This window comes from Fibrella forsythiae (assembly GCF_017353175.1).
Lineage (GTDB): Bacteria > Bacteroidota > Bacteroidia > Cytophagales > Spirosomataceae > Fibrella > Fibrella forsythiae.
Genome location: NZ_JAFMYW010000011.1, coordinates 256,029 through 282,302 on the forward strand (window position 1 = coordinate 256,029; position 26,274 = coordinate 282,302).

22 protein-coding genes are annotated in these 26,274 nt (G+C 52.1%); 14 read left to right on the top strand and 8 right to left on the bottom strand.

Annotated features, from left to right (window positions below):
• Positions 1-47: 47 nt before the first annotated feature.
• Positions 48-1,403, bottom strand: coding sequence for an SGNH/GDSL hydrolase family protein (locus tag J2I46_RS28130; protein WP_207332428.1), 1,356 nt, complete (start codon positions 1,401-1,403; stop codon positions 48-50).
• A gap of 236 nt (positions 1,404-1,639) precedes the next feature.
• On the opposite strand from J2I46_RS28130, the gene lysM reads away from it, so the two are divergent.
• The 8 genes from lysM to J2I46_RS28170 all read left to right on the top strand — a co-directional run bounded on the left by lysM (position 1,640) and on the right by J2I46_RS28170 (position 11,348).
• A complete protein-coding gene (lysM, locus tag J2I46_RS28135; RefSeq protein ID WP_207332429.1) occupies positions 1,640-2,110 on the top strand; it encodes a peptidoglycan-binding protein LysM in 471 nt (156 codons plus the stop codon).
• Between the two features lie 151 nt (positions 2,111-2,261).
• Complete coding sequence (locus J2I46_RS28140) at positions 2,262-4,409, top strand: bifunctional aldolase/short-chain dehydrogenase (RefSeq protein WP_207332430.1); 2,148 nt, start codon at positions 2,262-2,264, stop codon at positions 4,407-4,409.
• Positions 4,410-4,507: 98 nt separating this feature from the next.
• Positions 4,508-5,782 (top strand): sugar isomerase, encoded by a 1,275-nt coding sequence (locus J2I46_RS28145; RefSeq protein ID WP_207332431.1) that lies wholly within the window; start codon positions 4,508-4,510, stop codon positions 5,780-5,782.
• 115 nt (positions 5,783-5,897) lie between these two features.
• The gene (locus J2I46_RS28150) at positions 5,898-7,328 is read left to right on the top strand and encodes an FGGY-family carbohydrate kinase (RefSeq protein ID WP_207332432.1); all 1,431 of its coding nucleotides are present in this window, start codon (positions 5,898-5,900) and stop codon (positions 7,326-7,328) included.
• Between the two features lie 24 nt (positions 7,329-7,352).
• Positions 7,353-8,117 (top strand): (Fe-S)-binding protein, encoded by a 765-nt coding sequence (locus J2I46_RS28155; RefSeq protein ID WP_207332433.1) that lies wholly within the window; start codon positions 7,353-7,355, stop codon positions 8,115-8,117.
• A 2-nt stretch (positions 8,118-8,119) separates the two neighbouring features.
• A complete protein-coding gene (locus tag J2I46_RS28160; protein WP_207332434.1) occupies positions 8,120-9,487 on the top strand; it encodes a lactate utilization protein B in 1,368 nt (455 codons plus the stop codon).
• 104 nt (positions 9,488-9,591) lie between these two features.
• Positions 9,592-10,188 carry a LutC/YkgG family protein gene (locus J2I46_RS28165; RefSeq protein WP_207332435.1) on the top strand — a complete coding sequence of 199 codons (597 nt, stop codon included), beginning with the start codon at positions 9,592-9,594 and terminating at the stop codon, positions 10,186-10,188.
• A complete protein-coding gene (locus tag J2I46_RS28170; protein WP_229379988.1) occupies positions 10,188-11,348 on the top strand; it encodes a GntR family transcriptional regulator in 1,161 nt (386 codons plus the stop codon). The genes J2I46_RS28165 and J2I46_RS28170 overlap by 1 nt, the downstream gene beginning before the upstream one ends.
• A gap of 80 nt (positions 11,349-11,428) precedes the next feature.
• Here J2I46_RS28170 and J2I46_RS28175 read toward each other — a convergent pair whose 3' ends face one another.
• Entirely contained in the window at positions 11,429-12,307 is an 879-nt protein-coding gene (locus tag J2I46_RS28175) for a DNA/RNA non-specific endonuclease (protein ID WP_207332436.1), read from the bottom strand.
• 113 nt (positions 12,308-12,420) lie between these two features.
• On the opposite strand from J2I46_RS28175, the gene J2I46_RS28180 reads away from it, so the two are divergent.
• Entirely contained in the window at positions 12,421-14,610 is a 2,190-nt protein-coding gene (locus J2I46_RS28180; RefSeq protein WP_207332437.1) for a tetratricopeptide repeat protein, read from the top strand.
• Between the two features lie 225 nt (positions 14,611-14,835).
• A complete protein-coding gene (locus tag J2I46_RS28185; RefSeq protein WP_207332438.1) occupies positions 14,836-16,032 on the top strand; it encodes a sensor histidine kinase in 1,197 nt (398 codons plus the stop codon).
• A 6-nt stretch (positions 16,033-16,038) separates the two neighbouring features.
• Here the strand turns inward: J2I46_RS28185 and J2I46_RS28190 are convergent, their stop codons facing one another.
• The 5 genes from J2I46_RS28190 to J2I46_RS28210 all read right to left on the bottom strand — a co-directional run bounded on the left by J2I46_RS28190 (position 16,039) and on the right by J2I46_RS28210 (position 22,092).
• The gene (locus tag J2I46_RS28190; RefSeq protein WP_207332439.1) at positions 16,039-17,703 is read right to left on the bottom strand and encodes a S41 family peptidase; all 1,665 of its coding nucleotides are present in this window, start codon (positions 17,701-17,703) and stop codon (positions 16,039-16,041) included.
• Between the two features lie 193 nt (positions 17,704-17,896).
• Positions 17,897-18,307 (bottom strand): putative toxin-antitoxin system toxin component, PIN family, encoded by a 411-nt coding sequence (locus J2I46_RS28195; RefSeq protein ID WP_207332440.1) that lies wholly within the window; start codon positions 18,305-18,307, stop codon positions 17,897-17,899.
• Complete coding sequence (locus J2I46_RS28200; protein ID WP_207332441.1) at positions 18,307-18,519, bottom strand: DUF8507 family protein; 213 nt, start codon at positions 18,517-18,519, stop codon at positions 18,307-18,309. Before J2I46_RS28200 ends, J2I46_RS28195 begins: the two co-directional genes overlap by 1 nt.
• Before the next feature lie 80 nt (positions 18,520-18,599).
• Complete coding sequence (gene scpA / locus J2I46_RS28205; RefSeq protein ID WP_207332442.1) at positions 18,600-20,723, bottom strand: methylmalonyl-CoA mutase; 2,124 nt, start codon at positions 20,721-20,723, stop codon at positions 18,600-18,602.
• A 31-nt stretch (positions 20,724-20,754) separates the two neighbouring features.
• A complete protein-coding gene (locus J2I46_RS28210; protein ID WP_207332443.1) occupies positions 20,755-22,092 on the bottom strand; it encodes a methylmalonyl-CoA mutase family protein in 1,338 nt (445 codons plus the stop codon).
• Positions 22,093-22,248: 156 nt separating this feature from the next.
• Here J2I46_RS28210 and dnaA point away from each other — a divergent pair, with 156 nt between their 5' ends.
• The 4 genes from dnaA (at position 22,249) to J2I46_RS28225 (ending at position 25,488) form a co-directional block, all read left to right on the top strand.
• Entirely contained in the window at positions 22,249-23,655 is a 1,407-nt protein-coding gene (gene dnaA / locus J2I46_RS28215; RefSeq protein WP_207332444.1) for a chromosomal replication initiator protein DnaA, read from the top strand.
• A 384-nt stretch (positions 23,656-24,039) separates the two neighbouring features.
• Positions 24,040-24,105: a hypothetical protein gene (locus J2I46_RS32980; protein ID WP_229379996.1), complete on the top strand. Its 66-nt coding sequence runs from the start codon at positions 24,040-24,042 to the stop codon at positions 24,103-24,105.
• Positions 24,106-24,357: 252 nt separating this feature from the next.
• Complete coding sequence (locus tag J2I46_RS33215; protein WP_262898063.1) at positions 24,358-24,480, top strand: hypothetical protein; 123 nt, start codon at positions 24,358-24,360, stop codon at positions 24,478-24,480.
• A gap of 3 nt (positions 24,481-24,483) precedes the next feature.
• On the top strand, positions 24,484-25,488 hold the full coding sequence (locus tag J2I46_RS28225) for a GNAT family N-acetyltransferase (protein WP_207332445.1): 1,005 nt from the start codon (positions 24,484-24,486) through the stop codon (positions 25,486-25,488).
• On the opposite strand, the gene J2I46_RS28230 is transcribed toward J2I46_RS28225, so the two are convergent.
• Positions 25,478-26,269, bottom strand: a complete 792-nt coding sequence (locus J2I46_RS28230; RefSeq protein ID WP_207332446.1) for a DUF3108 domain-containing protein — start codon at positions 26,267-26,269, stop codon at positions 25,478-25,480. The two genes, J2I46_RS28225 and J2I46_RS28230, sit on opposite strands and share 11 nt — an antisense overlap.
• Positions 26,270-26,274: the final 5 nt, after the last annotated feature.

A 26,274-nucleotide genomic window follows, 5' to 3' on the forward strand; every position in this document is an offset into this window, starting at 1 on the left:
AGACAAAAGCTAATCTGTTGCCAACAGCCGATGTCTAACATCAATGCTTACGGTTGAACCAGAACTTTACGGTAGCGGGTAGCGTCGACCAGCGGAATAGTGGCGCTATACTTGGCGTTGATACTTTTGATGATCTCGTTGGCCAGCAGGGCATAGCCAGCGGGCGTAAAGTGAATACCATCCAGGCTCATCACGCCGCCAAGGATATAGCCCAGTGTGAATGTTACACCATTCTGCGCGACGCCGGTAGATGACAACTGGTTCGTCAGTGTACTTACGTCAACCCAGGCAAGGCCACGGGTGTCTGCCTGCGCTTTCATGATGCCATTGTATTCATCGATCTTCGCATTCAGGGCGGTGACTTCTTCGGCATCGAGTACCAGTTCATTGGCCAGCGGGTTTGTCAGCGACAGGCCATAAGGGCCAACTTTCGTGCCAACATCCGTACGACCGATGGTGCCGTAAGCTGCCTGCTGAGCCAGCAGCAGCAGATCACCTGCTTTAGTTGCCCGGATACCTCCGGCAGCCAGAGGTGATTGAATGACAAGAGCGGTAACGGCAGGAGCAGCTGGATTGGCCGCCCGAACAGCCGCCGTTACACTGGCCAGCACCTGTGTTAAGGTGATCGTCTGGAAGAAAGCAGCGGTGGTTACCTTAGGAATACCAATCACTACGCCTTTCCGGCCATTGGCATTCAGCGTGTTAAGCAGTGCCGTGTAGTTGGTCGTAAACAAGGCCGTTGACGTAAATGGTGTAACACCACCTGTGGTAGCATAGCCAAGTGCATCGTTGTTGCCCATGAAGCACGAGAAGAACGTAGCATCAGACACGTTATCAGTAACAAATTGCTGATACGTACGCAATGGCGTAACATCAGGGAGTAACCGTTCGAAGTAAGGGTTACCTGCGGCTGATCCGTAACCAGGCGTTTGCAAGTCGCTCATCCGGATACCAGGTACACCCAGATTATTGAGGGGACCAGTGTATTTGGTGAATAAAGGCCTTCCACTAACCAACCCGCGCACTGCCTGAGGAGCTACCTGAGCCGTAACAGGCAACCCACCAGAGGTAGTAGTAGGTAAGCTCGTGAGCTTAAGGTACCCTGTTCCGGCAGCTTGTTCCGGCGTGAACAGGGGCTGGATAAATGCACCGCCATACACGAGCCGAAACTGTTGCGCTAAAATGCTGGGATATGAGTTAAGTTGTCCTTCACGGTATAATCCGTTGTCGGCATATCCAGCCGTGAGCGAATTGCCAACGGCAACGTACTTGGTAAAGTTAGCTGTACCGGGAGACAGGGGATCAATAAGACCAGCCTGATCATTTTCATAGCACCCTGCCGTACTGACCATGAGGCCCACGAGGGCCATCCAGCGCAGGGGATGAGTAAAGCGAAATTGCATAAGCATTGTGATGATTATAGGAACTCACCTGGTTGGTGTTCACGCAAATATAATAGGCCTGCAGACCGTCTTAGGTGCGTTGAATAGTATTTACCCTGGTTTTTTTGGGAATCTGTTAATCTGACCGATGTGACATCCGAACAATAACTGCGTCTACGTGTTGGTTTGTTTAGCGAAAACGCGTTGTTTGTGCTTGTATTAAACCAATGTTTCACACTTAATCTTTTTGTACACACATGGGCCTATTAAGTTTCTTCAAAGGTGTTGGTGAAAAAGTCTTCGGTAAAAGCGAAGAAACACCCGCCGCAACTCCTGCCGCTGCTGATCCGGAACCACTGAAAGCTGGTGCGTTATTAAATCACGTTAAGCAGCTTGGTCTCGCTTATAAGACGCTGACAATCAAAACGAAAGGCGATACGGTGACCATCGAAGGCCAGGTAGCCAAGCAGGAAGATGCCGAGAAAATCGCATTGGCTGTTGGTAACGTTGAAGGGGTAACGGTCGTTGATAACCAGTTGGTTGTTGATAGCCCGGAGCCTGAGGCTAACTTCCACACGGTTGAAGAAGGTGATACGCTGTCGGCCATCTCTAAGAAAGTGTATGGTGACCCAATGAAATATGGCGTCATTTTCGAAGCAAATAAGCCGATGCTGAAAAGCCCCGATCTTATTTATCCTGGTCAGGTTCTGCGTATTCCGCAATTATAATCTGATTAGAACGTACCTGAAAAAGCCGGCTTCTGCTATAGAAGTCGGCTTTTTTGCATTGTAACGGTAGGGAGGAGGATGAAACTAAGTCTGGTGGCAGTAGGTACGTTTGTGTTGAATCTTCTTAAAAGCAACACATCGAGTTAGTTGTATGCTAAACCAAACTCACGTTTTCAATCACGTCAGTTACCTCTGGGACGAGGCAAAAGCTGCCGAATTAGCCACTGGTGAACCCCACGATCGTGAGGTGGCCTTGCTCATATATCGCTCAAACCTGCTGGGTGCCGATCTTCGGCTCACCAACTACGGTGGGGGGAATACATCGTGCAAAGCGATGGCCAACGATCCATTGACGGGCCAACCCACCGAAGTAATGTGGGTGAAAGGCTCAGGCGGTGATATTGGTACGCTTACCCGCTCCGGGCTGGCTGCACTGTACGTTGACCGTCTGCGCAGTCTGGAAGGTATCTACAAAGGCATTGAGCAGGAGGATGAAATGGTTGAGCTCTTCAACTATTGCCTCTATGACCTGGCCTCCAAAGCCCCCTCTATCGATACGCCGTTACACGGCTTCCTGCCGTTTGCCCACATCGATCACTTACATCCCGATGCGGCTATTGCCATTGCGGCAGCTAAAGACGGTAAACGGATCACGCAGGAACTCTTCAATGGCCAGATTGGCTGGGTAGACTGGCAGAAACCAGGTTTCGATCTGGGGCTGCAACTACGCAATTGCCTGGAAGAAAATGCCGCCAATGGCATTCAGCTACGGGGCATCATGCTAGGCTCACATGGCCTCTTCACCTGGGGCGATACGGCTTATGAGAGCTATATCAATACGCTCGAAGTAGTTGAACGCTGCGCCGAATACATTGAAGCAAATACGGGGAAAAAAGGACCGGTATTTGGCGGCCAACGCATTGAAAGCGCCGCGCCCGAGGCTCGTAAAGAACAGGCCGCTCAATTGGCACCTATTCTGCGTGGCCTGTGCAGCAGCGAACGCCACATGATCGGCCATTTTACTGATGATGAGCGCGTGCTGGCCTTTACCAATTCAAACGATCTGTCGCGTCTGGCACCACTGGGTACGTCCTGCCCTGACCACTTCCTCCGCACGAAGATCAGCCCCTTGGTGCTGGAACTGGCACCCGACGAAGACATAAGCGGTACGGCTGCCATTCAGGCCCGGCTTACGCCCGCATTCGACGCTTACCGGGCCATGTATCAGAACTACTACGACACCTGCAAACACCCGAATAGCCCAGCGATCCGTGATAAGAATCCGGTGGTGCTGCTATGGCCGGGGGTGGGTATGTTCACCTTTGCCAAAGACAAACAGACAGCCCGCGTAGCCGCCGAATTCTACATCAACGCTATCAACGTGATGCGTGGTGCCGAGGCCATTTCAGAATATACCTCATTGCCCCGCCAGGAGGCATTCAATATTGAATACTGGTTGCTGGAAGAAGCAAAACTCCAGCGGATGCCCAAGCCAAAGCCACTGTCGGGCAAAATTGCGCTTGTGACAGGTAGCGGCGGCGGTATCGGAAAAGCGATCGCCAAGAAATTTGCGCAGGAAGGCGCCTGTGTCATTCTGAACGATATTGACGAAGGCCGACTCGATTCATCGAAAGCGGAATTTGTGAAGGCGTTCGGGGCTGATGCTGTGGCGACAACAACGCTGAACGTAACAAATGCCGCCAGCATTAGCGACGCCTACAAAGCAGCTTGCCTGGCTTTTGGTGGCGTTGATATTGTGGTCAACAACGCGGGAATCAGCATTTCCCGGCCTATTGCCGAGCATACAATCGAAGAGTGGGACCGTCTGTATGATATTCTGGTGAAAGGCCAGTTTATGGTTACGCAGGCTGCTGTAACCGTAATGCGTAAGCAGAAACTGGGCGGCGATGTGATCAATATCGTGTCGAAAAACGCGCTGGTAGCTGGCCCGAATAACGCTGGTTATGGCTCAGCCAAGGCAGCGCAATTGCACCTGAGTCGCCTGAACGCAGCTGAATTGGGGGGCGATCATATCCGGGTGAATACCGTGAATCCCGACGCGGTTATTTCCGATTCAAACATCTGGGCCGGCGGTTGGGCCGAAGGCCGCGCCAAAGCCTATGGCATTACGGTAGCTGAATTACCTGCCTATTACGCCAAGCGTACCTTGCTGAACGAGATTATTCTGCCCGATGATATTGCCAATGCCTGTTTTGCCTTCGTGGGTGGCCTGCTTAGTAAATCAACCGGCAACGTGCTGAATGTCGACGGCGGCGTAGCAATGGCATTTGTACGGTAACACAATGAACAGTAATCGGTTATCACCTTTGTTCAGGTACGTTGCCCTCGCGCGGCTTTGTTCATTGATAACTGGTTACTGCTAACTGCCCCCTCTCCATGAACCTGAATCAGAACCAACTACAAAACCACAACGCCAGCCTGCTGGCCAGACACCAACGCAAACTGGCTCCCTGGACGGGTGAGCTGGAGAATGCGGAAGAAGTCATTCAAAAACTGGTCGATTTTCAGATTGCCATTCCCAGCTGGGCATTAGGCACGGGCGGAACGCGCTTTGGCCGTTTCCCCGGTGGCGGTGAACCCCGCTCGCTGGAAGAGAAAATGGACGATGTTGGTCTGCTGCATGCCCTAAACCGGAGTAGCGGCGCTATCTCGCTCCACATTCCGTGGGACGTACCCAGCGATGTGGCGGCTATTCAGCAACGGGCTTCTCAGCTTGGACTACGTTTCGACGCCGTAAACTCCAACACGTTTCAGGACCAGCCCGACCAAGCCCTTAGCTACAAATTTGGTTCATTGCAACACGCCGATGCGGCCGTTCGGCAACAGGCGATCGACCATAATATTGAGGTTATCAGGCACGGTGTAGCGCTTGGCTCAAAATCGCTGACGGTCTGGCTATCAGACGGATCCTGTTTTCCGGGTCAGCTTAATTTCCGCAAAGCGTTTTCGCGGACGCTCGAAAGTCTGCAAGCCATCTATGCGGCTCTGCCCGAGGATTGGAAGGTATTCGTTGAATACAAAGCGTTCGAGCCGAATTTCTATTCAATGACCGTTGGCGACTGGGGAAGCAGCTATCTGTACGCCAGTAAGCTAGGGCCGAAAGCTTATACACTTGTTGACCTGGGCCACCATCTGCCCAACGCCAACATCGAGCAGATCGTGGCTATTCTGCTGCAGGAAGGGAAACTCGGCGGTTTTCACTTCAACGACTCGAAATACGGTGACGATGACCTGACCGTGGGTAGCATTCGGCCATACCAGTTGTTCCTGATTTTCTGCGAACTGATCGAAGGAATGGATGCACGCGGTATGAACCACGCCGACGACCTCGGCTGGATGATCGACGCGAGCCACAATGTGAAAGACCCGCTCGAAGATCTGTTGCAGTCGGTAGAAGCCATTCAACTGGCCTACGCTCAGGCGCTGCTGGTTGACCGTGCGGCGCTCGAAGAAGCCCGCGAAGCCAACGATGTAGTACGCGCTCAGGAAATTCTTCAGGACGCCTTCCGTACCGATGTTCGTCCGCTGGTAGCCGAAGCGCGTTTGCGGGCCGGTGGTGCGCTGAATCCGCTGGCGCTATTCCGCCAACTTGACGTGCGTGGCCAGCTCATTGGCGAACGCGGCTTGAAAACCGTAGCAACAGGACTATAAAGGAGTTAAAAGTTACTAGTTAAGAGTTGCTCCGCTGTGGTTACCATACGGGACTTCAGCGGAGCAACTCTTAACTAGTAACTCTCAATGCTTAACTTTTTATCTCTTTCATTCTTTGAAAACGCCCGTAATTGCTATCGTTGATGTTGGCAAAACAAACAAGAAGGTGTTCCTTTTTGATCGCCATTATCAACTTGTCTGGGAGAAATCAGCGCAATTGCCTGAGACTGTTGACGAAGACGGCGATCCCTGCGAAGACCTGGAACTGCTGATCGAATGGGCATCAGGTACTGTAGAGGATGTGATGAAACTGCCTGACTATGACGTAAAAGCGCTGAATTTCACAACCTACGGGGCCAGTTTTGTTTACGTCGATAAAGATGGTAGGCCCGTAGGTTGTCTGACTAATTACCTTAAGCCATACCCGGACGATCTGCGCGAGCAGTTCTATGATCAGTATGGCCCGTCAGATCGGCTCTCGGTTGGAACCGCCTCGCCTGCCCTCGATAGCCTGAACTCCGGGCTGCAACTCTACCGCCTCAAACATGAGCGGGCCGATTTGTTTGCCCAGGTGGCCTACGCGCTGCATCTCCCGCAGTACATGAGCTACCTGATCACCCGCAAGCCCGTTGCCGAAATGACCAGCCTAGGCTGCCATACCATGCTCTGGGATTTCCAGCGTGCCGAATACCATGACTGGGTAAAACAGGAGCAGTTAGACTCGTGTCTGTCTGTGCTTGCCCCGTCCGACAGCGTCAAAACTGTCTCGGTGGGTGGAAAGGAACTGAAGGTCGGTGTGGGTCTCCACGATTCATCATCGGCTCTGATTCCGTATCTGGCCTCATTTCGTGAGCCATTCGTGCTGATATCTACGGGCACCTGGTGCATCAGTATGAATCCGTTCAACAATGACCCGCTGACGGCTGAAGAGTTACAATACGATTGCCTGTGCTACCTGACCTACAAAGGACAACCCGTTAAAGCATCGCGGCTTTTCGCCGGAAACGAGCACGAGCAGCAGATAAAACGGTTGGCAGCTCACTTCAACGTACCTGAGTCGTACTATAAACGGGTACAATATGACGCTGATATCATTGCTAAATTGCAACGTACCCAGCCGGTTGATCATGAAGCAGTCGGTGACTGGCTGGGCATGACCCCACCGGCAACCATTCCGCCCTTTACGCAATCAGCTTTTGTGCGGCGCGATCTGACTGAGTTTGATGATTACGAAACGGCCTACCACCAATTGATGCTCGATCTGATGGCGCAGCAATTGATTTCAACGGCGCTGGTTATTCCGGGTAACTCAGTTGGCCCGATTAGCCGTATTTTCGTGGATGGCGGGTTTAGCCACAACTCAATTTACATGAATCTGCTGGCCGCGGCTTTCCCCGAAATCGATATATGGGCGGCTTCGGTTGCGCAGGCAACAGCATTGGGGGCGGCCCTGGCTATTCATGAACACTGGAATCCAGAACCGATTTCCGCTGATTTGATCGACTTAACGTATTATCCGGCTCCACAGATCGAGCCCGAGAGTTAACATACCCTTTTGGTAGGGACTCACATGAAGATAGGCTTATTTATCCCCTGTTACGTTGATCAGTTCTATCCGCAGGTAGCCAAAGCAACACTGACGCTGCTCGAACAACTGGGCTGTACCGTTGATTATCCGCTCAATCAAACCTGCTGCGGACAGCCGATGGCCAACTCCGGTTACGCTCATCTGGCCGGGGGCTGCGACGATAATTTCATTCGCAACTTTGCCGGGTACGACTATGTCGTGTCGCCATCGGGCAGTTGCACGCTGCACATTAAACAGCATTTGCACGGCCACAATGCGGCTACTGACAATGACGCATCAGCTATTCGCGGCCGGGTATACGAACTGACCGAGTTCATTACTGACGTGCTGAAGGTGGAATCGTTACCGGCTAAAAATCAGGTACATCCACACCGGGTACGTCCGTTGCGTGTAGGTCTGCACCAGAGTTGCCACGGGCAGCGCGGACTGCATCTCTCGCCTATGTCTGAACTGGTCGGGAACCAGGGTGTTTCTAAACCAGCCCGGCTTCTGAAGATGGTGAATGGGGTGGAATTAGTGGACCTCGATCGCCGCGATGAGTGTTGTGGCTTTGGTGGCACTTTCTGCGTCACCGAAGAAGCCATTTCGGCCAAGATGGGGAAAGACCGGGTTGCCGATCACCTGCGGCACAACGTAGACGTCATTACGGGCGTAGATGTATCGTGTCTGATGCACATGCAGGGAATTCTGCGCCGTCAGGAAAGTAAAGTCGAAGTAAAGCACATCTCAGAGTTGTTAGTAAACTAAGTATGAGCAACCTATCGCACGCTGAGGCGGCGGCTGTCTTCAATAAAGACGAGGCCCGAGTTGACTGGCATGACGAAACCCTTTGGTTTGTGCGGAGTAAACGCGACCGAGCCGCGCAGTCGATACCCGAGTGGGAGGGGTTGCGCGAAGCCGCCTCGCAGATAAAGAATCATGTGCTCTCCAACATGCACGACCTGCTGACGCAGTTTGAGCAAAAGGCCATTGCAAACGGCATCATGGTGCATTGGGCTGCCGATGCCGCCGAGCATAACGCCATTATCCGTCAGATTCTGGCTGATAATAAAGTGAATCAGCTGGTGAAATCGAAGTCGATGCTGACGGAAGAATGCCACCTGAACGAATACCTGAAAGAGCACGGCGTTGACGTAATTGACTCTGATCTCGGCGAGCGGATCGTGCAGATGCGCGGCGAGGCGCCCAGCCATATTGTGTTGCCCGCCATTCACCTGAAGCGGGGCGATGTGGGCGATACCTTCCACAAACACCTGGGCACTGATGCGGGCGCAACTGACCCGCAATACCTGACCGAAGCCGCCCGCCAACACCTGCGCGACACGTTTCTGACGCGTAAAGTGGCCCTCACCGGGGTGAACTTCGCCATTGCCGAAACGGGTGGTTTTGTAGTTTGCACCAATGAAGGCAACGCCGATATGGGCGTGCACCTGGCCGATGTGCACATCGCCTGTATGGGCTTTGAAAAAGTTATTCCTCGTGCAGAACATCTTGGTGTGTTTCTACGACTGCTGGCCCGTTCGGCCACTGGTCAGCCCATTACCACGTTTTCGAGCCATTTTCACAAACCCAGAAAAGGGCAACAGATGCACCTGGTCATTGTTGATAATGGCCGAAGCCGTCAGTTGGGTCGCGCTGACTTCCGAAATTCCTTGAAGTGCATCCGATGTGCAGCCTGTTTCAACACCTGTCCGGTATACCGTCGGAGTGGCGGACATAGTTACCACACGGCCATTGCCGGTCCGATCGGGTCTATCCTGGCCCCTAATCTGGATATGCGCCAGAATGTTGATTTGCCTTTTGCCAGTACCCTTTGCGGCTCATGCAGTAATGTTTGTCCGGTGAAAATTGACATCCACGAACAATTGTACAAGTGGCGGCAGGTATTAATGCAGGAAGGGCATGGACCAACAGCTAAAACGCTGGCGATGAAGACCATGGCCAGTGTACTGGAATCGCCCCGGTTATACCGGATGGCTGGAAAGGTGGGGCGCGGCGTGTTACGATTTGCCCCCGTCGTAGCCGAAAATGGACTGAATCCCTGGTATACTCACCGCGAAATGCCCGAGCCACCAGCAGAAAGCTTTCGGGATTGGTACATAAATAATAAACAGTAAATAGCCATCAAGTACCAGCGCTGCTTATATGTATAGCCCATTCGCCGGGAAGGGCTCTCATAAGCAGCGCTGGTACTTGGTAGCTGTTCACTGATCACTGAAAAATGACTTCACGCGACACCATATTGGCCGCTATTCGGGCTAATCAGCCGGATCGGTTGCCGCTGCCAGAGCAGTTTACTTTTGAGACAACCTACCCGGACCTGGCCGCTCAGTTTGCCGAGGTACTGGCGTTTGTTGGGGGACAGGCGGTGAACGTACCTGACTATGCGGCTATTGCCACGTACCTGCGCCAGACCTACGCCGATGTGCTGAGCATTGGTACGACCATTCCTGAACTGGCCGACGTGGCTGATCTTGATTTAACCCTGATCACGGTCCCGCACGATCTGGTCGGGCTCAATCTGGCTATCATCGGTGGCCAATTGGGCGTAGCTGAAAATGCGGCTATCTGGGTTGATGAGCAGCATATCCCGTCGCATTTCCGGGCAATGCCCATGATCACGCAGTATCTGGCAATAATTATCCGCGAGGTCGATCTGGTATCAAACATGCACGAGGCTTACCGCCGTATTGATGTGGCAGCAACAGGGTTTGGTACATTTATTTCCGGCCCCTCCAAAACCGCTGATATTGAGCAGAGTCTGGTGATTGGCGCCCACGGCGCACGCGGCCTGACTGTGTTTATACTAAAGGAATAATGCACCGGTTCGCCGGGGTACGTGATCAATACGGTACTTTTGTGGTCTGGCCGAAGCGAAAGCTTTGGCAACTGCGCTTACTACCTATTCATTTGACCGAAACTGGATTGGAAACGCCCGCCCGGTTCGGCATTACGGCCCCAATGCTTCAGCAAATAGCGATCAACGACTTTTCGAGTACGCCCAAGTACCTTCAGATTTACAATTCCATCACTGAAGGTATTCGGAACAAGGATATTCTGCCGGGCGATAAACTGCCGTCAATTTTCGAGGTATGTGCTGAATTCGACGTCTCGAAGCGAACGGTAGAGCGGGCCTATGATCTGCTGAAAGAAAAGAAAGTAATTGAGTCGACGAAGGGTAAAGGCTCGTATATCAGCGATCTGGAAATAAACCGGGCGTTGAAGGTTTTTCTGCTGTTCAATAAACTCAGCGCCCATAAAAAAATCATCTACGACGCCTTCACCGACGAACTAGGCCCTGACGTGCCTATCGATTTTTTTATCTACAACAACGATTTCCGGCTGTTTAAAACCATTCTGCCAAACCACGCCCACGGCTACACGCACTACGTAATCATTCCGCATTTTTATGAAGGCGGTGAGCGGGCTGTTGATCTGATCAACACGTTGCCAAAGCATAAACTCGTGGTAATGGACAAGCTCATTAACGGCCTGACAGGCAAGTATTCGGCTGTTTATCAGGATTTTGAAAATGACCTTGTGCAGGCGCTGGTAAGTGCATTGCCGTTACTGCGAAAGTATGCTACCCTGAATCTACTGTTCCCCGAATACACCTATCATCCCGAAGGAATAGTAGCCGGCTTTCACCGGTTCTGCACGGATTATGGATTTAAGGCGCTTGTAACGCCCGACATTACATCGGCCGATATCCTGCCTGATTGCGCGTATATCAATCTGATGGAAGAGGATCTGGTCACGCTGATCAAGAAGATAAAAGAAACGCCGTATCAGGTAGGGCGGGAAGTCGGGATTCTATCCTACAACGAAACCCCATTGAAAGAACTGCTACTCGATGGCATTACGGTAATCTCAACCGATTTCGCCCAAATGGGCCGCACTGCCGCTCAACTGGTAACCGGAAAAGTGAACGGACAGATCAAAAACCCGTTCCAGCTCACCGTTCGTAAATCGCTGTAGGTACGTTGCTACCGCACGGGCAACGTACCTACACATGAGGTATAATTCCGAGGCAAATAATGGTAGTCCTTCAAAGTGCCTCAGTAGTTGCTCCCCGTTTGCTTTTTGAGTGCTGCCTGAATATCAATTGGCAAGTTTGTGAAGAAACGAAACCCGGTTCGTTGCTCCAATTCGTCAACCGACAGACGATAGCTTTCCCACTTGCGCTCAGCTGCCGATTGCTGATTGGGAATATATACGGCTATCACCTGTGTATTGGGGCCAATGCGATTCAGGTCATCGGTACCGTTTGGCAACACCAGCAGCACCTTCCACATCGCAGCAGGGACCGTAATTTTCCCGGCGGCTAAGCTCTTGGCTTCCCCCTGTTCGCCGGTGCCTCCCGAGCCCCCGGTTCCTGCCACCAAATACACTTCGTTGCCGTTGTCGACCAGCTTGCGGGCATATTCTTCCAGGTACTTCCACGTTTCGCGGTTGAATTTTGGTGCTTGCGGCACGACGTTTGATAGGACGAACGTGGCAGCGTTGTCGGTGGGGTTACTGTCCCGGTCTTCCGATGGGCACAAATGACCCCGATCGAAACCGGTCTTCTCATAATCGCTCGATCTGATCGTTGAATAACCAGCGGGTAGGTCCGGGTCGGGGCGGAAGGTCTTGGTTCTGGCGGCATCTCCCCGCCATTCCGGGCTCAGGTGCCAGCTTACCCAGTTGGCAATGCCCCGGCTGCGGTTGAAACTGAGCGAAAACTGATGCTTTTCGATCAGGTAATTGTCGGGATCGATCGTTGTGGCCAGGCTCGGATTACCCAGCGTTAGGTGTTCACTGGTTGGCTGCGCTGGTCTACTACCCGGTTTAGGACCTTGGGGAACGGGCAGACAGCCGTTGAGCGTGAACAATAAACTACTGATAAACAGATTTGTCAGTAGTCGATTTGGCAGGAACGTTGATTTTGTTAGCATACTTGCGGAACTTTACTTGACTAAGCTACCAGTAAACTCAGGTTTGCTGAAAACAGACCAGAAACCACAATTTAGCCTGTTTTAGGGCATTTTTAGTATCATAACCCATACGTATGAGTAAAAAGAAACCGGCCGTACCGCAACGTACCGGCTATGCAGCCCCACAGGCTGCCGCACCCCGCCCGGCGGTGGCTGCTTCACCGCGACCGCAACCCGTAGCGGCACCGCGTCCGTCAACACCAACTGTCTCTGACTTACCGATTGAACGCAGCCCCGTGGTATGGTGGCCCATGTTGGCACTGGCTGCCATCGGCGTGTTGCTGTATGCCAACACGTTCGGCCACCAGTATGCGCTCGATGATATTGCCGCTATTGGCCAAAACCTGTTCGTAAAACAGGGGCTAAAAGGATTACCCGACCTGATGCGGACAGAATTCTGGCACTTTAGCAATATCTCGCTGGGGTACTACCGGCCGCTGTCGCTGATTACGTTTGCGCTCGAACAGGAATTTTTCGGCGATAAGCATCCTGAATATAGCCACATGATCAACGCCGGCTTATATGGACTTACCGGACTAAGCATTGGTGTGCTGCTCCAGAAATGGCTGCCTGGTAAAACGATCGTCGCTTTCCTGATTGGTCTGGTTTTTATTACACACCCGCTTCATACCGAGATTGTTGCCAACATTAAAGGCCGCGATGAACTGCTGAGTTTCCTGTTCATTTCGCTGATGCTGCTGACCTACTGGAAGCACCTTGAAGCCAAAACGTCATTCTGGTATCAGGGCCCTGCTGCCGATATTGCGCTGGGTGGTTTGCTTACGGTATTCTCAGTAGTAGCGGGTTGGGTAATCGGTAGCAGTTTGCTGGTCAACGCGTTTGGTGCCACGGCTGGTGGTATCATCGGCGTGGTGATCATGGGCGCTTTGTCGACAAGCTGGGTTGGTCTGGCCTGTGCCTCACTCTACTTCGCGTTCCTGTCAAAAGAATCGTCGATCGTTAGCCTTGCGCTGATTCCGGCCATGCAATACTGGTTTGCCCGTCGTAACGTGTTCAACTCGATGATCAGCCTGTGGCCGTTCCTGATTGTTTCGGCCTTGTTCTTCTACCAGAAACAGAAGATGATCGGTACCCTCGCCGGTACCCCACCTGTCGACTGGGCCAACTATCCGTACGCGATTCTGAACACGAAGACGTCGACCATGTTCAAGTTCTTCATGTATTACCTGAAACTGCTGGTGTTGCCGCATCCGCTGGTATACGATTATTCGTTCAACGTGATTCCGACGGGCGGTAAAGGCGATATCATGTCGTGGCTGGGCTTTTTCTCGATGGTGGGGATGATTGTTTTAACCTGGATCGGTTTCCGTCGGCGCACACTCTGGGGTTTTGGCCTGTTCTGGTTCTTCGTTACCATGATGCCAGGTCTGGGCTTTATCTACAGTCGGGGTGGTATTCTGGCCGAACGTTTCCTGTATGCCGCCGTAATGGGCTTCGCTTTTGTGCTGGTTTGGGCTGTTCAGGCTGCAGTGGCCCGGTTTGGGCTGGATAAAGCCAAAACGAACGTACCTGAAGAGGCCGCCGTCTCGGATAGCCAGTCGGTGATTGATTCGTTCCGTTCACCGAAGCCCGCCCTGGCGCAGATGGCTATCAACTACCTGCCGCTGGCTGTGGTGGTTGGGCTCGCCTGTGGCCTGTACTCGTTCAAAACCATTACGCGTAACCCCGATTGGGAAAACAATTTTGTGCTGTTCAACTCGGCGCTGCCCTATGCGCCAACCAGTTGCCAGGTGCAACGCCACGTAGCCAACGAATGGATCGAAAAGGGCCTGAAAGAACGTGCCAAGATCGATTCGGCCAACGTGCGGATGATGCGCTACAAAACCAAAGCCGATTCGATCAAGAAGTATCAGGCCATGTTGCCCGAATACAACAAAGAAGCTGGCAAGTATGCTCGCCTGGCACTCGACCATCTGCAGGAGTCATGTAAGATTTACCCGAATTTCGGTGAATCGTACTTCTCAATGGCCTATGTATTTCAGCGGATTACGCCCAATGTCGACTCGGCTAAGCATTACTACAAGCAGACGATCCGGGCGGCTTCATCATATGCACCAGCTTATAATAATCTGGGTGTGATTTACCAGAACGAGGGTAAATACCAGCTCGCGTCGTACTACTACAATAAGTCGATGGAAGTAAACCCGGCTTATCAGGATGGCAAAAATAACTATGCAGCCCTGAAGAAAGCCACCGGGCTGGATGTCCGTTTCCTGCCCGATTCGGTGATAACCCGGAACTAGGAACAGGTAGTCAAAAAACAAAATTGGCGTAGAGCCGGGGCAAACCGCTTATCTGGTTTGGCCCGGCTCTACGCCAATTTTGTTTTTAGCCGATACTGATTTTTTACACGCTCATCGTGAGTCAGGCGTTATGGATATATATACGTCGTACGGGTACAAATTCAGTACCTTCATGGCCTATCCACCTTAACGCTACATAGCCACCTTCCGTTTACCTTATCAACTATGCCTGTTTTTCCACAAAAGTCAACAGCATCCGCAGACCAGAGCACCGTTCCAGCAGAGCCTGAACTAACCTTGCGCGAGAAATTACTCCTGCGCGAAGCCCAGTTAAGTCAGGCACAACGAATGGCAGGAATGGCTAGTTGGGAATGGTATTTCGGGGGAACTGAAATTCGATGGAGCCCTGAAATGTACCGATTCTGGGGTTATCAGCCCGATGAAGTAAGCGTTGATTTAGACAGCGTAGCCAAATCAACCCATGTAGATGACCTGCCTATTCTGGAAACGGCAGTAAGTCGGCTACTTCAGGGTGATGATGTGGAGATGGAATACCGGCGATACGACAGACTGGGCCGCGAGATTTATATCTACACCAACGGACAGATCATTCGGAACGAGGCGGGTGAAGCAATTGGCGTGTTCGGGATCGATATGGATATTACCAGGAGAAAACAGCAGGAGCAACACCTGCTTGACCTGAACCGGCAACTCGAAGAGAAAAATCAGAAACTGGAGCAACTGGTAGCCGAGTCAAGTGCATTCACCTACATTGCGAGCCATGATTTACAGGAGCCATTGCGCAAAATAAAGAGCTTCAACCAGCTCATTCTTGAAAAAGAAGCTGACCGATTGTCGGAGCAGGGTAAAGAGTTTTTTCGCCGATCCAATGCCGCTGCGGTCCGAATGCAGCAACTTATTCGAGATCTGGTCACTTACTCACAGATAAACTCAACTGAACCGGAAACTGAACCCGTTGACCTAAATGAACTGGCCGATCAGGTGTGTCAGGACCACTACGATGTAATTACTGCCAGGCGGGCCGAGATCAACGTGGAGCCATTACCTGTGGTGCAAGTAGCCAGATTTGCCTTCCGGCAACTCATTGATAATTTGATTAGTAACGCACTGAAATACTGTCGGCCCGATTGCCCGCCTCACATTACAATCAGCTATCAGCGGAACGTACCTGAGCAGCATCAACTGACAATCGCCGACCGGGGAATCGGCTTCGAACCTGTGTACAGCGAACGCATTTTTAAGCTATTTCAACGATTACATAGTCACCACCAGTATATAGGCACTGGTATTGGGCTGGCCATTTGCAACCGCGTAATGCAAAACCTTGGCGGCACCATCGAGGCCGTTGGCAAACCTGGCGAAGGAGCCACGTTCATCATGCGCTGGCCAGTGATCGAGTAGACACTACTAGTTGCCACGGCTGACCTCAATAGCCCGTTCCAGTACCTCGTCACGCCCTGCGCGGATACCGTCAATCGTGGGCTGCACCAAAACATCAGGCACGATGCCAACGCGCTGCGTTTCCCGGCCGTCGGGGTAGAAAACGCCAATTCCGCTGAAAGCAGTTCGATAGCCTCCCGGCAACGGCACCCATGATATATTACCGTCAGCTCCGGCGGTTGCGCTGCCAACAAGAACGACATTGGGAACTGTACGGAAAGCCATCGCCGTATATTCCGCATGACTTTGCGTTTCTTCATCGATTAGAACGATGACTTTACCAGTGTATAAACTCCTTTTGAAGCGTGGTAGCCAGGCTGAGCTAATTCCTTTAAACGTACCCGGGAATCGCATATCTGGCCCTGTAAACCGGGCAAATGGTACCCAATTGTGAGTGAGGTAACGCCCAATAAGCCAAAAAGTACCCTGCGGATAGTTGCGCAAATCGAAGATAAGAGCCTTTGCCGTTATCAGCGGCACCAGCACGCTATCTACCTGACGGGAAGTAAGATGCCCCAGATTGACGTAACCAATACTGTCGGTCAGCCATTTACTGACTGGGTACCGTGCATTAATTGATTGGGAGGCGGTGCTGCGAAACGAATGGTAAGGGTAGCGCGATGTCAGTACGGTTTCGTTTTGCCCCTGTCGGTCAATCGTTAATGTCGCCTGCTTTTCCGAGCTTACGCCAATAAGGCCCCGAACATCGCGGAGCATATCCGCTTCGCTGGAAGCAGAAACGTAAGGCCGAATTCGATCAACATGAGACCGAATGGATTGCCCGTCGATGGCGCTGATCACGGTACCAATCGGCAACGTACCTGAGTTGATGAGCGAGTCGTTGTAAATCCGGGTTATAACGGCTTTGTCGTCGATGAGCTTAAGCTCCAGAGGAAGCCACAACGTACCCAGGTCGCAGCGCAGACAGCGCGATTTATCGGTTGAGGTTAGAAAACCATGACTGTCTTTGATGCTCGCAACCAGCTGAAAAAGTGCTTTCTGATAGGTTTCCGGGCTTTTTGCCTGTTGAAAAACAGGGATCATGGTACGTATTACCTCATCCCAACTGCCATCAATGGCATATTTGTACGGGAAGAAATAATGAATGATGTTCCAGTACCGGAATAGCGCTAAAAGTCGATAAGACTCGTCTGGAATTGGCATATCGGCGTAGAGCTTTTCGTTGTCATATACTGTGTTACCAATTTCATTTGGTTGCTGTACATAATAATTGCTGCCCTGATGTCGGTTGTCTTTCAGGTACGTTAATCTGCGTTGAACGTCTTCCGTAAACAGCAGAGAATCGGTCAGAAAAGACAGGTCCAGATTATGCCGCCCAAGCGTTGGAGAAGTCGCTGACTGCTGGCATGTTTTACAGCGCCTGACCGTCCCCAGACTATCAATCAACCGGGTGTAAATCGCATTGAGCTGTTGCTTATCCCTGGCTTGCTGTACAACAGGAAGTAGTTGGATCAACCGCTGATCCCAGTCCTGTTTGCCCGACGCTACGCTGGGATGATAATATTTCAGAAAACCCCAGACCTTACAGAGCGACGTTAGCTTCTGGGTTTCGGTTACAGGTTGGGCCAGTGAAGTGGCGGCGGTTAAACACAGTAGAATAATGTAGCGCATGGGGAAGAAAGTCGAGATTCACTATAAAGACCAAAGCCACTGACCAGGGGTTGGCAGTGGCTTCTCCTAAAAAGTCTTAACGTAGGTAGATTGATTCGCTGCTCAACTACCCGAAACGCCTGGCCCCATCAGTTCAGCCAGGATTTTCTGGGCGGCGATGGAGATGATAGTGCCGGGGCCAAAAACGCCTCTGCTAGAGAAGTGGCATCAGGGTTGCAAAATAAGAGAGTGTGAGACAGTTAACTTTTGGGAAATCCATTGACTTAAGCACGTCGAAGTGATGGTCATTCGTAATGATAAAATCAGCTCCGGACGATAGTGCGCAATCGACGAATTTATTGTCATCGTAATCGGCGGCGATTAGGTCCCATCGGTAAAAGATTTCGGTTCTAACCGTGTTAGCCTGCCTGTCAATCAGCTCAAGTAGGTTTTCTGCAATAGCGGGTGTCATACGAGACCCGAAAATCTCAGTATATTCTTCCAAAACCTCAGTACTGACAGCCAGTTCAAACGTTCCTGCACGATAGGCATCAAAAACAGAACGGTATGGGGATAGCTTTGGAATAATCGCCAGAAAACAGTTTGTATCAATGACAATGCGCATCAATTGTGGGTGTATGGAGTACGGTTATGCTCCTGAGCCCAGTTTTCAATGGTGCTCACATCCCATCCCTTTTCTATAAACAGAGCATCAACGTCATCCTCTACTTTCCGAGCAAAGTAATCGGCTAGCAATTGCTTGATCTCCCGAACTTGTTCATCAGGAATTGGCCGTGAAAACGTTTTAAGCAGTTCTAATTGCAATGGAGTCAGCATAGTTATGTCGATTTGTTGTACCAACTCAACTCTTCGTCATCCGGGTACGTTCCAAAAATCAAATCATGTTGAGCTTACTTTTAATCAGGTAGTTGAGGCGTTGGCCCCATCAGTTCGACCAGGATTTTCTGGGCGGCGATGGAGATGATAGTGCCGGGGCCAAAAACGCCTTTTACGCCCGCGTCGTAGAGGAACTGATAGTCGCCAGCGGGTATAACGCCCCCGGCAATGACCATAATATCATCGCGGTCAATGGCTTTCAATTCGTTGATCAATTGCGGAACCAGCGTTTTGTGTCCTGCCGCCAGACTCGATACCCCCACGATATGAACGTCGTTTTCGGCAGCCTGGCGCGCCACTTCGGCAGGCGTCTGGAAGAGGGGCCCCATGTCTACGTCGAAGCCCAGGTCGGCAAAGCTGGTAGCGATGATCTTGGCACCCCGGTCGTGCCCATCCTGCCCCATTTTGGCTACCAGAATGCGCGGACGGCGACCTTCCTCAGTGGCAAACTGATTGGTCATTTCCCGCGCCAGCCTGAAGTTTTCGTCGTCAGACACCTCTGCCGAATATACACCCGATACCGACCGGATCGTGGCCTTGTGGCGACCGAATACTTTTTCGAGGGCGTCCGAAATTTCGCCCAGCGTTGCCCGGTGCCGGGCCGCATTGACCGCCAGCGCAAGCAGGTTTTCGTTACCGCTGGCCGCCGCTGTCAGTTGCGCCAGGGCTTCGTCTACCTTCGCCTGATCGCGCTCGGCACGTACCTGCGCCAGCCGCGCCAGCTGCGATCCGCGCACGGCCTGATTGTCGATGTCCAGTAACTCGATGACCGTATCGGTGGCGGGTTTGTAACGGTTCACGCCTACGATCACGTCTTTTCCAGCATCGATGCGGGCCTGTTTGCGGGCGGCGGCCTCTTCGATGCGCAGTTTGGGTAGGCCTGTTTCAATGGCTTTGGTCATACCGCCAAGCTGCTCCACTTCGTCGATCAATACCCGTGCTTTCTCAACGAGTTCATTGGTTAGGTATTCGACGTAATAGGAGCCGCCCCAGGGGTCAACGGCGCGGGTGATATCGGTTTCATGTTGCAGGTAGAGCTGCGTATTCCGGGCAATGCGTGCCGAGAAATCGGTGGGGAGCGCAATGGCTTCGTCGAGCGAGTTGGTATGCAGGCTCTGCGTGCCACCCAGCACCGCCGCCAGGGCTTCAATGGCCGTTCGGGCTACGTTGTTGAAGGGGTCTTGTTCGGTAAGGCTGTAGCCCGACGTTTGGCAGTGGGTACGTAGCGCCAGCGATTTAGCATTTTTGGGGCCAAACTGGTTCACGAGCGTAGCCCAGAGCAACCGGCCAGCCCGGAGTTTGGCAATCTCCATGAAGTGGTTCATGCCGATTCCCCAGAAAAACGACAGGCGCGGTGCAAACTGATCGATGCCCATGCCCGCCGCCAGACCGGTGCGGATGTATTCCAGCCCGTCGGCCAGAGTATAGGCCAGTTCGAGGTGAGCCGGTGCACCCGCTTCGTGCATATGGTAGCCGCTGATACTGATGGAATTGAACTTCGGCATATGCTGGCTGGTATACGAGAAAATATCGCCAATCAGCCGCATCGACGGGGCAGGGGGGTAGATGTAGGTGTTCCGAACCATGAACTCCTTCAGGATGTCGTTCTGAATGGTGCCCGACAACTGCTCCGGCAATACACCCTGCTCTTCGGCGGCCACGATAAAAAACGCCATAATGGGCAATACAGCCCCGTTCATGGTCATCGAGACCGACATCTGATCGAGCGGAATCTGGTCGAAGAGAATTTTCATGTCTTCGACCGAATCGATGGCCACCCCCGCCTTGCCCACGTCGCCCACGACGCGCGGATGGTCAGAATCGTAGCCGCGGTGGGTAGCCAGATCAAACGCTACCGACAAGCCTTTTTGCCCCCCAGCCAGGTTGCGCCGATAGAATGCATTCGACGCCTCGGCGGTTGAAAAGCCCGCGTACTGGCGAATCGTCCAGGGTTGCCGAACATACATACTGCTGTATGGCCCCCGCAAAAAGGGAGGAATACCCGCCTGCCAGTTGGCAGCACTGGCAGGAACGTCTGCCAACGTGAATCGCGGTTTTAGCTTGATGCCTTCAGACGTGGTATACACTTGACCAGTAGAAGCCGTAGTGTCGGTTTTTGCTTTATTGGATGAAGTTGGTTGCATGGATCGTTAACGGTTTTCGTACGGGGTACTGCTATTCAAAGGCCGAGGCCAATCGCCGATTTGTTAACCCTGGAGCGTCTTCTTCTGGCTTAGGGCTGATGTCTGCCCCCTCTTCATCATGCCTGAACTTAGTCACGCCAACGAGTACTCGACCGTCACGAACAGCTTCTACTTTAGCATTATACGACGTTGTTAGCGCCTGTTGAACGTACCCGGCTTCGGTTGCCTTCGCGAAACCACCCATCTCCTGAACCTCTTGAAACAACGTCCAGGCGGCCTCTGCCAGTTGCTGCGTCAGGTTCTCGATGTAATAACTACCTGCGGCCGGATCGGCCACTTTGTCGAGGTAGCTTTCTGCTTTCAGCATCGTCGATACGTTGCGGGCGATGCGCTCGCTGAATTCGGTCGACGTACCCGAACGCGGGACCGCCAGTACGGCGTCGTATGGCCGAACCGTCAGCACATCAGCCCCGCCAATAACAGCAGCCATCGCCTCGGTAGTCGCTCTGAGCAGATTCGTGTAAGGCGTTGCCGTTGATTCATAGAAGGTAGAGGTCTGGCAATGTAACAAGATAGACTGGCCGGCTGCCACCGTATACAAACGGGCAACCAGCACCCGCAATGCCCGAAGCTTGGCCATTTCGATGAAATAACTGGTGCCGACAGAAACTGAAAGCATGGTCTTCGCTATAAGTTGCTCAACGGTCAGACCGGTTTCTTTGAGTTGATTGCACGTTTCCGCTAATCGGGCCAGTGTGAAAGCGAGTTCCTGAGTGGCCGTGGCCCCGGCAGTGTGAACGTCGTGACTGCTGATACCGATAGTACGGAAATTAGGCGATTCGCTATGTTGACCGATCAGATCAGTGAGCGTAGCCACTGGTAACGTACCTGAGTCTGATAAAATGCCGCCACGCAGTTGGTAGGGGGCTACCTGCCGCAACAGTTGTACAAAATGCGACGCATCTACGTCTGTGGCCAGTTGAAAAAAAACAGGTGTATTGCTCAACTTGATGCCATCGAGCAGTCGCGGCAACGCAATTTCACCGACAGTTACGTTCAGCACCAGCGCCTCTGCACCGTTTGTAATGGCATCACGCAACGAGGCATTCAGCGCTTTTTCGTGGCCGGTCGTAAAAAAATAGGCCGGCGCATTTAGCCAGCCGGGCACTATTTTTTGCGCCTGCTGAAGTGAGGCCGCCGTAGTTGCCTCCAGCTGGTCGGCCGTATAATAAGGTTCAACGGTGAATCCTTCGGGCGATGGCCAGCGCAATCCTTCGTATACGTTACTGTCTTTCAGGTCTTTTTGTACCTGAGAGAGCCAGTCTGCGCGCGTCGCAGGGGGGAAGGGGGGCGAAAATGAAGTGGGCATAGGCGTTAACTGAGTCACAGAACAGGCTAAAGGTACGCACTGTTTTTTCTCAGTCCGTAATTCGTAAATTGTGCTACTTTTGTCTCCCTTTTGGCGACCGTAACCGCCGCACCACTTAACGTTCATTCAGTGACCCACCCCGTACCACCCGGATCCATGCAACGCGAAGTACAAATTGTCTGGAACAATTGTCTGCGTGTTATTCAGGAAATTGTGCCCGAACCAAGCTTCAAAACCTGGTTTGAGCCGATCGTGCCTGTACGGCTCAACGGGAAGGTGCTGACGATCCAGGTGCCAAGCGAATTCTTTTACGAGTGGCTGGAAGAAAACTTCATTCACGCCCTCAGAAAGGCCCTCGATTATGCCATCGGGCGCGACGGGCAGCTTGAATACTCCATTGTGGTTGACCAGGGCGACGCGCAGAACCGGCCCATTGCGGTGAACATGCCGACAACCAAAAGCCCACAGTCGGCCAAGCCCGACAACGTGAGCCCGGTACTTCGGTCACCCTTTGCCCTGAAAGACCTTGACTCGCTCACCCTCGATTCGTACCTAAACCCCACCTACACGTTTGATAACTACGTGGAAGGCGATTGCAACCGGCTGGCCCGGAATGCTGGTTTCGCCGTGGCATCACGGCCAGGTGTTACCTCGTTCAACCCGCTGATGATCTACGGTGGCGTGGGACTAGGTAAAACACACCTGGTGCAGGCTATTGGTAACTTTATCAAGAATAACAACCAGGATAAATTCGTCCTGTACGTCACCTCCGAGAAGTTCACGAATCAGTTCCTGAACGCCATCCGAACCGATGGTATCCGCGATTTCACCAGTTTCTACATGCAGGTGGATGTGCTGGTGATCGATGACGTTCAGTTTTTGCAGAAGAAAGAGAAAACGCAGGAAATATTCTTCCACATCTTCAACCACCTGCACCAATCGGGCAAGCAGATCATCATGACGTCTGACCGGTCGCCGCGCGCCCTCGACGGGCTGGAAGATCGCCTGCTGTCGCGCTTCAAATGGGGCCTGACTACTGACCTGCAAACGCCTGACCTGGAGACGCGCATCGCCATTATTCAGAAAAAACTGCAGGCCGAAGGCGTTTACATCGACGACGGTGTGATCGAATACCTGGCTCACAGCATCAACACCAACGTTCGCGAGCTCGAAGGCGTGGTGGTCTCGCTGATGGCGCAGGCGTCGCTGAACCGGCGTGAGATTGACCTTGATCTGGCCAAAGCCACATTGCGTAATATTGTTGTCAACGACGAGAAAGAGATCAACATCGATACGGTGCAGGAACTGGTCGCCGATTTCTACAACACCACCATCGCCGATCTGAAATCGAAGAGCCGTAAGCGCGAGATCGTCTATCCACGTCAGATAGCGATGTATCTGGCTAAAGAGCTGACCGAACTCTCACTGAAATCCATTGGCTACCATTTCGGCGGACGCGATCATAGCACCGTCATCCACGCCATTCAACTCGTCAACGATCTGCTGAAGGAGAACCCCGAAACCAAAGAACAGGTAGCCAAGCTAAAGGGGTATTTCAAATAGCATTGCATTCTTGTAAAAAACAGAACCAGACGTTGTCGGCCCATCGGGCCATAACATGGGCAGCGCATGTAACAAGCCGCTAAAAAGACGCCCCGTCAGGGACACAACATTGGTACATGAGCAAGCTAAAACCGATGTTGTGTCCCTGACGGGGCGTAAACTGCCTGCTGCGCCTACCGTTTCTACCCATGTTATGGCCCGATGAGCCGCTCCAGTTTTGGTAAGAAAGCCCTGGTTCAAGTTGTTTCTGCCTGCCAACTGGGGTTGGTAACGTACCTGCTTAGTTCACGCTGCGCTAAAAGTTCGTACTATTGCGTACACTGACATCCGTTCGTTATACTCAAACGCGTCTCCATCCAAAATTTCAAAAGCCTGAAAGACGTAATGCTCGATTTACAGAAAGTCAATCTGCAAATCGGTCCGAATAATTCAGGGAAAGTAATTTTCTGAAGGCGTTGGAGTATATGACTAAATTTAACGCGAACACTGTCGAGTTAGATTATAAAAATTTGTTTTTTTAATTAAGATAAATTTTAGGAAATAAGAATAGAGTTGGTTGAAGAAAGTTAGCCTATTAATCAAAAAAATATTTCTTGTGTACAATAAAGTTCCCTTGATCCAATTCCAGCTAATGGTATTGAAAGTAGGCCGCAGACCGAGCTAAAAAAGTTTTTATATCGGGGAAAAGAAGATGAGTTTACGATGGAAAAAGTAGCGAAAGAAATTGCGGAGCAAGCTGATTTTGACGAACTGGCCAAACAGTCGCGTAGCTTCTGTCATTTCCATGAGCAGGTAACGGCATTCTTGACCTCCTATTCGCAATAGCCTTTGCTTCGCTTTCTAACCCGCCGCCAGATCGATGATGTTGCCTGGAATCAGTGCGTGTCAACGGCGCATAATGCGTTGCTATATGGGCATACGTGGTATCTGGATGCCGTAACCAACGTACCTGACTGGAGATGGGAAGGGCTTGTGCTGGGCAACGTCCCTGAACCAGTTGTGGGTTATGAAAGAACGGGTCAATACAAGGCCGTATTGCCCATTCCGCTCCGACGCCGTTGGGGCCGTTGGGTTGTGTATCAGCCGCTTTTCTGCCAGTTTCTGGCCATTTTCTCGCCGCAACCGGTCGATGCAGAACCGTTTCTGCGAGCCGTTTTTGACCGCTACAACCACGCTTCGACCTGGAATTTGCTGCTGGAAAAACCAGCGTTTGGTTTGCCCGATCAGGTACGTCAGCAGGTGCGATACACCCATGTGTTGCCATTCCGAAAAGGTACGAACGCCTATACGGCTGACCGGCGGATGAATTTGCGCCGCGCAGCCCGCCGAATCGGGAACGTACCTGACTGGCAGCTACGCCGATCAACAGATATTGAGCCGTTGCTTGCTCTTTTCCGGGAAAATCACGCCACCGAAATTGGGGTAGGGGAGTGGGCATACGACCTGTTTCGGGGCGTTTTTACCGTTATTCGGCAGCAGGGGCTGGGTACGTTGCACTATGCCTATGTGGCGGGCCAACTTGTGGCAGGGGCGCTATTCGTAGAGCAGCATGGCCGGATCATTTATCTGTTCAATGCCGCCAATGCCGAAGGGCGCCAACTCAATGCCCGGTCGATACTGCTCGACAGGCTGATTCGGGACGAACAAAAAAAAGCAACCATGTCTGCACAGTTGCTTGATTTTGAAAGCCCCGCCAAACCGGGGGTCGTCTCGTTCTATGAAAGTTTCGGGGCCGAGCCACAACCGTATATCACCCTAACGTGGAGCCGGTTAGGCTGGCTGGAGCGAGCCGCGCTGACTGGCTTGAAACAGCTCAAACGGCTTATTTCCTGAAAGCAAGTGGCTGCTTCAGGCCAGAAAATGACTTAATGTCCATATCGAGCGAACCGATGGCTAGCTCAACTTCAACTTTCACCGGCACCTTGTTCGCGTCATCAGAGACCCACATCAGCAGCGCATCTTCACCCTTGAAGAAACCATTTGACGACAGAATAGGGCTTAGTTTGATGACGTTGATCATGCCGAATTTGGTTTTGATCGCTTCTTTTCCCCGGTACTTAACCTTCATGTTATACACCGTGTCGTCGTAAAAAGCAGGGAGTTCGATCACGGTGCCAACGCCAAGCCGGTTGAAATCGATTGTGCGGAGGAAATAATAGCTGCTGACCACATCGTGCACATTATCAGGTACTTTGAAGAGGTCTTTCTCTTTTCGCTCTTCTGCCTTGACCGTGTTGGCCGCATGGTTGAACGTCATGTTCTCTTCTTTTCGGTAGCTGTTCTCCTGAATGTTGGTGTAAAACTTCTGGGGGAGAATCGCCGCCGTATCGATATACGAACGCCATGTATCGCGCACCTTCGTGACCAGGTCAAACGCGCCGGTGGTGCGGCCAAACACATTCACTTGATAGCAGGGCCTACCGTTCACTGCATACAGCGACTGAGCTACGTCGACCCGTGCTTCGGCGGCGTTGATGATGCCGTAATGAACCCGGTACTCAATATGTTCGCCTGGCCCGAAGCTTGTATTCACGACGCGCCGATAGGTATTGGCAGCTGTAAAAGCTGCCGTCAGAATGACCAGGATGCCCAGCGTTATACCTGTTTTCTTCATGGCAA

Bases quoted from the DNA above. Each gene is read 5' to 3' on its own strand.
- J2I46_RS28145 (WP_207332431.1), top strand. From the start codon at position 4,508: ATGAACCTGAATCAGAACCAACTACAAAACCACAACGCCAGCCTGCTG.
- J2I46_RS28200 (WP_207332441.1), bottom strand. From the start codon at position 18,519: ATGCTGACTCCATTGCAATTAGAACTGCTTAAAACGTTTTCACGGCCA.
- J2I46_RS28185 (WP_207332438.1), top strand. From the start codon at position 14,836: ATGCCTGTTTTTCCACAAAAGTCAACAGCATCCGCAGACCAGAGCACC.
- J2I46_RS28130 (WP_207332428.1), bottom strand. From the start codon at position 1,403: ATGCAATTTCGCTTTACTCATCCCCTGCGCTGGATGGCCCTCGTGGGC.
- J2I46_RS28230 (WP_207332446.1), bottom strand. From the start codon at position 26,269: ATGAAGAAAACAGGTATAACGCTGGGCATCCTGGTCATTCTGACGGCA.
- J2I46_RS28210 (WP_207332443.1), bottom strand. From the start codon at position 22,092: ATGCCCACTTCATTTTCGCCCCCCTTCCCCCCTGCGACGCGCGCAGAC.
- scpA (WP_207332442.1), bottom strand. From the start codon at position 20,723: ATGCAACCAACTTCATCCAATAAAGCAAAAACCGACACTACGGCTTCT.
- J2I46_RS28180 (WP_207332437.1), top strand. From the start codon at position 12,421: ATGAGTAAAAAGAAACCGGCCGTACCGCAACGTACCGGCTATGCAGCC.
- J2I46_RS28175 (WP_207332436.1), bottom strand. From the start codon at position 12,307: ATGCTAACAAAATCAACGTTCCTGCCAAATCGACTACTGACAAATCTG.
- J2I46_RS28170 (WP_229379988.1), top strand. From the start codon at position 10,188: ATGCACCGGTTCGCCGGGGTACGTGATCAATACGGTACTTTTGTGGTC.
- dnaA (WP_207332444.1), top strand. From the start codon at position 22,249: ATGCAACGCGAAGTACAAATTGTCTGGAACAATTGTCTGCGTGTTATT.
- J2I46_RS28195 (WP_207332440.1), bottom strand. From the start codon at position 18,307: ATGCGCATTGTCATTGATACAAACTGTTTTCTGGCGATTATTCCAAAG.
- J2I46_RS28155 (WP_207332433.1), top strand. From the start codon at position 7,353: ATGAAGATAGGCTTATTTATCCCCTGTTACGTTGATCAGTTCTATCCG.
- J2I46_RS28190 (WP_207332439.1), bottom strand. From the start codon at position 17,703: ATGCGCTACATTATTCTACTGTGTTTAACCGCCGCCACTTCACTGGCC.
- J2I46_RS28140 (WP_207332430.1), top strand. From the start codon at position 2,262: ATGCTAAACCAAACTCACGTTTTCAATCACGTCAGTTACCTCTGGGAC.
- J2I46_RS33215 (WP_262898063.1), top strand. From the start codon at position 24,358: ATGGAAAAAGTAGCGAAAGAAATTGCGGAGCAAGCTGATTTTGACGAA.
- lysM (WP_207332429.1), top strand. From the start codon at position 1,640: ATGGGCCTATTAAGTTTCTTCAAAGGTGTTGGTGAAAAAGTCTTCGGT.
- J2I46_RS28160 (WP_207332434.1), top strand. From the start codon at position 8,120: ATGAGCAACCTATCGCACGCTGAGGCGGCGGCTGTCTTCAATAAAGAC.
- J2I46_RS28165 (WP_207332435.1), top strand. From the start codon at position 9,592: ATGACTTCACGCGACACCATATTGGCCGCTATTCGGGCTAATCAGCCG.